This window comes from Spirulina subsalsa CS-330, assembly GCF_028330765.1.
Classification (GTDB): domain Bacteria; phylum Cyanobacteriota; class Cyanobacteriia; order Cyanobacteriales; family Spirulinaceae; genus Spirulina; species Spirulina subsalsa_A.
Window position 1 is genome coordinate 1 of record NZ_JAQMTY010000179.1, and the last position, 6,020, is coordinate 6,020.

Here is a 6,020-nt window from a genome sequence, read left to right on the forward strand (position 1 = left end):
AGGCTCACGCCTATCCACCTGGAATCCAATGTCGTGCGAGCTTCTAGCTCGCTACCCTGATGGAGCTACTGCTTATACACAAACTGCTCTTAACGATGTTCACCTTCTCTCGATCCCCCCTAGCCCCCCTTAAAAAGGGGGGAACGCAAAAAAAGTCCCCCTTAAAAAGGGGGATTTAGGGGGATCAAACGCAGACGAGGCCAACATTTGAACATTATGTATAAGCAGTAGCTGACGGAGAGAGGGATCAAGTGCAGACGAGGTCAACATTGAAAAGTTGTGGATAAGCAGTAGCCCAAAGTGCGCAGGCCAAAGAATGAGAACATCCTCTCGCGACACATTCCCCCACTCCCTAGCTCTTTCTTCCCGCGAAGATCAGGACTGTCGGCAAATCCTTCTATCATTCCTCGTTCATGAAATGATTTGAGTATTATTTCTAATCTTTAAAAGACTGATCAATTATGTTTGATTTTACCAAATTTTAGGGTTCATGAATTAACGTAGATAGAGTGAGCTAATCATTGTGGCTGAACCAAGGTTTAATGCTTGTCGATTCATTATTGCATCCTGCCCCTCCAACTTTTGCGCCTAATTGCTCCGTAGCAGAGGCGATCGCAACCATGCATCAATTGCATCACCCATTACTCTGGGTAACCACGCCGGAACACCAACTGATCGGAATGATTTCCGAGCGGATCATTCTAGAGTGGCTCCTACAACAGCCCGATATGAAGGCGATCGCCACCACCCCCGTTGCCGCGATCATGGCCAATCCCCCGCCAGCCCTGAGTGCCACCGAAGCCCAAACCCCCGCCGCCCTCGCCCGCTGGTTTAGTACCCACAATCTCCCCAGTGTGCCGATTGTAGACGCAGCCTCTCGACTCACGGGCATTATTCCCCAGAACGCCCTGTTTGCCATGATTCAAGATGATGTGCTAGCGGAATCCGCCGCCACCACAATGCTTTTGTGGTCTGAGGAGTCCAAGCAATGGGCCACGGCAGATCTCAAACTCTACCAACAAATCCAAGCCCTAGAACTTCAGGTTCATCATCAAAGCCACGCCTTGCAGCAGAGCACAACAAAACTACAGGCCCTTGTCAATGTGCTACCAGATTTATTGATTCACATTAATCGGGAAGGCATTATTTTAGATGTGGTGAATAGTAGCAGTCTTGAACTTGTGTGTCCCATCCAGCAATTAAAAGGGAAAAATCCCCATGAGGTTCTTCCGTTAGAGGCAGCAAATGAGCGACTTTTCTACATTCACCGAGCATTAGACACAGGCGAAATGCAGAAGTATGACTATAGCCTGCAACTACCATCGGGGAAAATTTGTCATGAAGAAGCGCAGATTGTTGTGTGTGGTGATGACGAAGTTTTGATGATTATTCGGGATGTGAGCGATCGCGTTCGCGATCGCAATATTCTCGCCCAAGAACGGGCCTTTTTACAATGTTTAATGGACTCCATTCCCGACTTAATTTTTTACAAGGATCGAGAGAGCCGATATTTAGGCTGTAATCAAGCCTTTGCCGACTATTTAAATCGCCCCAAAGACAGAATTTTGAACTGTGTTGATCAAGACTTTTTTTCGGATGCCACAGCTCAACGATTCCAAGAACGAGATCAACAGGTTTTACAAACGCGAACGACTCAGCATTATGAAGAATGGGCAGTATATCGTGATAACACACATACACAATTATTACTAGACATCATCAAAACGCCTTTTATGGACAAAAATGGTGATGTTTTAGGCATTATTGGCATCGGTCGAAACATCACCGATCGTAAGCGTAACGAACAAAATCTGCTCAATGCGATCGCAAAAGAAAAAGAACTCCTTGACCTTAAATCTGAATTTATCACCATCGCATCCCATGAGTTTCGCACCCCCTTAACGGTGATCATCGCAGCAACAAAACTCATGCACCAGTTTGAGCATCGCTTCAATGCGGAGCAACGGCGGGAACAATACGAGCGAATTTTACGCAATAGTCAGCGGATTCTATCCCTCCTTGAGGATATTTTAGTCTTCAGTCAAGCCGATGCAGATGCCTTAAATGCTGTTCCTCAATGTTTCAATGTTAAAGAATTTTGCGAAAATGTTAGTCGCGATCTTTTGAGTTTAAGTTGTGAGGCTCCCCCGTTCACACTGCAATTTGATGGCTCTGTTTATGCCCCCATCGATCAAAATCTTTTACGTCATATCTTGGTAAATTTGATGAGCAATGCGTTTAAATATGCGGCTAATCATCAGCCGGTGACGCTAACTGTAACAGTTACTGAGCATCATTTACAACTGGTTATTTCAGATCAAGGAATTGGGATTCCTCCTGAGGCGATACCCCATTTATTTGAACCGTTTCACCGGGCCAAAAATGTTGGTGATATTCCGGGGACAGGGTTAGGATTGGCGATCGTCAAGCGAGCCGTGGATTTACATCACGGCACGATTAGCTGTGAAAGCCATCTCAACCAAGGCACAACGTTTACCGTTTGTTTACCCCTCAATCCACCGTTGCTGTGATGGAGATGTGCAAAGAATCGTGAGGGTATCCTGCTGTTCGTTTGGTGCAGACTTACAATTTTCGTAGACACATCTGCTCTACTTGTGAATTGAACGTGAACTGAATGGATCATAAGAGAGTGACATCGTTGTGTCGCTAGTTGTTATCGGGACTTTTTATGGACGCGAATCTATCCCTAACCGGTTTACGATCGCACCTCAGACCCTGGTTGATCGCGTCGTTGGGACTGGCGATCGCGCCCCCCTGGCCCGTTGCCGCCCAGACGATCACCGCGACCCCAGACGGGACGGGGACGGTGGTGCAGCAGGACGGGCAAACCTACCAAATCCTGGGGGGAACCCAAGCCGGGGCGAATCTGTTCCATAGTTTTCAGCGGTTGGGGTTGGATGCGGGGGCGATCGCGCAATTCCTCAGCACCAGTGAGATCACAAATATTTTGGGGCGAGTGACCGGGGGCGAACTGTCCCAGATTAACGGCCTACTGCAAGTGGTGGGCAGTGATGCGAATCTGTACCTGATCAATCCGGCGGGGATTATGTTTGGGGCGGGGGCGCGGCTGGATGTGCCGGGGAGTTTCACGGCGACGACGGCGGATCGGATCGGGTTTGCGGGGGGGTGGTTTAACGCGACGGGGGCGAATGATTACGGGGCGTTAACGGGAAATCCCAATCAATTTTCCTTTTTGCAGACGGAACTGGGGGGCATTGTTAACCTGGGAACCCTAAGCGCACCGGGGACTGTGCAACTGTTGGGCGGTACGGTGGCAAATCAGGGCGCGATCGCCGGGCAGCAGGTGACGATCGCGGCAGTGCCGGGAACGAGTCGGGTGCGCTTGTCGGAGCCGGGAATGTTGTTGAGTGTGGAACTCGAACGAGAGGCGATCGCGGCTTCAGGGCTGATTCGCTCGGTGGACATGGCGCAATGGCTGACGGGTGCGGCGGGGACGGTGGAGAATACGGGCCAGATTCGCGGCCAAAGCGTTGATCTGATGGCGGCCACGCGGGTTTCGACCCTCGATCCTGAATTGATCCTCACGGAGGATGGCTATTATCCCACCGTGGCCCTATTTCCGGAAACGTTGGGTGATCCTTGGGCGGTGTCAATGATTGATGTACGGGTGGATGATCCCTACGCGCTCCTTTACGGGGGAACGGCGGGCACGATTAGCCGCATTGTGGGGCGCGATCGCTCTGGCCTCGATGCCGTCCAAGCCACCCTCGATCGCGTGCCTGACCCGGTGGATCAACTCAACATCATCGCCGAAGGAAATCAGGGCAATATTTGGCTGGGCGATACCTGGATCACGGCGGCCAATGTGGGGGACTATCACGCTCAGTTACAGCAATGGGGGGCAGCGTTGACCCCGGAAGCGAGTTTGTTGCTCTATAGCTGTTTTACGGCCTTGGGGGCAACGGGTGAAGCCTTTGTCAATGCGATCGCGGCTTCAACGGGGACTGCGATCGCCGCCTCCACCAACGCCACCGGCAGCGCCAATTATGGCGGCGATTGGGTCTTAGAATACCAAACCCAACCGATCCAACCCCGCACCCCCTTCCACGCCAACACCCTCGCCACCTGGGACGGCAAACTCGCCACCCAAACCGTCACCAACCTCAACAACACCGGCACAGGTTCCCTCCGAGACAGAATTAATCTTGCTACCTCCGGGGATTCGATTGTGTTTAATGTAGCGGGAACAATCACCCTTAACCGAGAAGCAGGCTGGGATGCTAGTTCTCTCAGATTTAGTTCCAAAACCCTCACCATTGATGGCGGCAATCAAATCATCATTGACGGTAATCAACAAGAGTCAATCTTTTTCGTTGAAGACAGCACCCTCAACCTCAGCAACATCACCCTGCAAAATGCTAACGCGGGGGGTCTCAGTAACGGAGGAGGGGTCAATCTGAGCAACAGCACCCTAAACCTCGAAAATTCCCAGATTGTCAACAATACCGTGACCCAGCAAGGCGGCGGAATTTATGGGGATGCCACGTCTGTGATCACGATCCACAATTCAACCCTATCGGGCAACATCGCTCAACAACAAGGCGGCGGTATTGCCTCCGCCAACCCTGCGGCGAATGCCATCACGGTTTCAAATTCCACCCTCAGCAATAACCGCAGTAATAGTGATGGGGGAGGGATTTTCACCCAGAATGCCAGTCTGATTAACACCACCGTTTCCGGAAATATCGCCACTAATAACGGCGGCGGCCTTGCAGCATCCGGTCATCTCACCCTGCGCAACAGCACGATCGCCTTCAATCAAGCCGGCATTTCCGGCGGCGGGATCACGCTCTCCCCTGCTGCTATCGCCAAGCTCACCGCCACAAACTCGATTGTGGCGCAAAATATCGCCCCCACCGGCGCAGATATCGCCTTCACGCCAGGTGTCTTTACCCGTAGCGTCATTGACTCGAACTTAATCGGTTCTGCCAGTGGTGCGGGCACATTTGCACCGATGAACTTAATCGGCGTTGATCCTCGCCTTGGCCCCTTACAAAATAACGGCGGCCCCACCCAAACCCATGCGCTCCTTGCCGGGAGTCCGGCCCTGGATGCGGGGAACAATGGTTTAACTACGGTCACAACGGATCAGTTAGGCAATACCCGGATTAGTAATAGCCGCGTTGATCTGGGGGCGTTTGAATTGCAAGTGACCCCGGCCCCGCCCCCGCCTCCTGCCCCCCTCCCGTCCGCCCCGCAACCCGATGGGTGTCCGTCCTACTGTGAGGATCAAGATGCAGAGCGGTTGATTAATCCTGACACGCTGACCTCTGAACCGAGGGAGGGGACGAGTTTATTTGATCCGATGGTTGAGGAGTTGGATGGAACGGTGAGCCAAGGCTATACCGGTTATTACAATTTGGGTGAGGTCAACCCTCCGAGTTTGGGTGAGATTCAGGCGGCTTTGCAGACCATTGCTCAGGAGACCGGCCAAGATCCGGCGATCGCATATTTCACCTTTGTGCCGACGACGGTAGAAACCAGCGATGCCATGGCGCGATCGCTGCTAGCTACGACGCAGTTAGAGTTGTTTGTGCTGGAATTGGCGCAGGTGGCGGCACGGAATCGGGCCCAGTCCGATGAGTTGCAGTTGGTGGTGGTGACGGCGACGGGGGAACCGATTTTAAAACGAGTGCCGGGGGTGACGCGATCGCAAGTCCTTGCGGTCACTCGTCGGTTGACCCGGAGCATTACCCGTCAGGACAATGCCTATTGGTCAGCCGCCCAGCAGTTAAATGAATGGTTAATCGCGCCCTTGGAGGTGGATTTGGGCGATCGCGGCATTGATAACCTGGCGATTATTGCCGATGCGGGGCTGCGATCGCTGCCCTTTGCCGCCCTTTATCTTAAATGTGCAAAGAAGACTCCCACTATAAAGCGAGTCCGAGTAGAGTTACCGAAGGTAACGGCGGACGTGCCTTTTAGTGGCGAGATGAATTTGCACCAACAAACAAATCGAGCGACAGCGAGTCCTTTAA

2 protein-coding genes are annotated in these 6,020 nt (G+C 52.2%); both read left to right on the top strand.

All coding sequences use genetic code 11. The annotated features are described in order from the left end of the window. Positions 1 to 542: 542 nt before the first annotated feature. On the top strand, positions 543 to 2,531 hold the full coding sequence (locus PN477_RS12705; RefSeq protein WP_272121369.1) for an ATP-binding protein: 1,989 nt from the start codon (positions 543 to 545) through the stop codon (positions 2,529 to 2,531). 158 nt (positions 2,532 to 2,689) lie between these two features. Further along, a partial coding sequence (locus PN477_RS12710; RefSeq protein ID WP_272121371.1) for a DUF4347 domain-containing protein occupies positions 2,690 to 6,020 on the top strand: 3,331 nt, incomplete at its 3' end.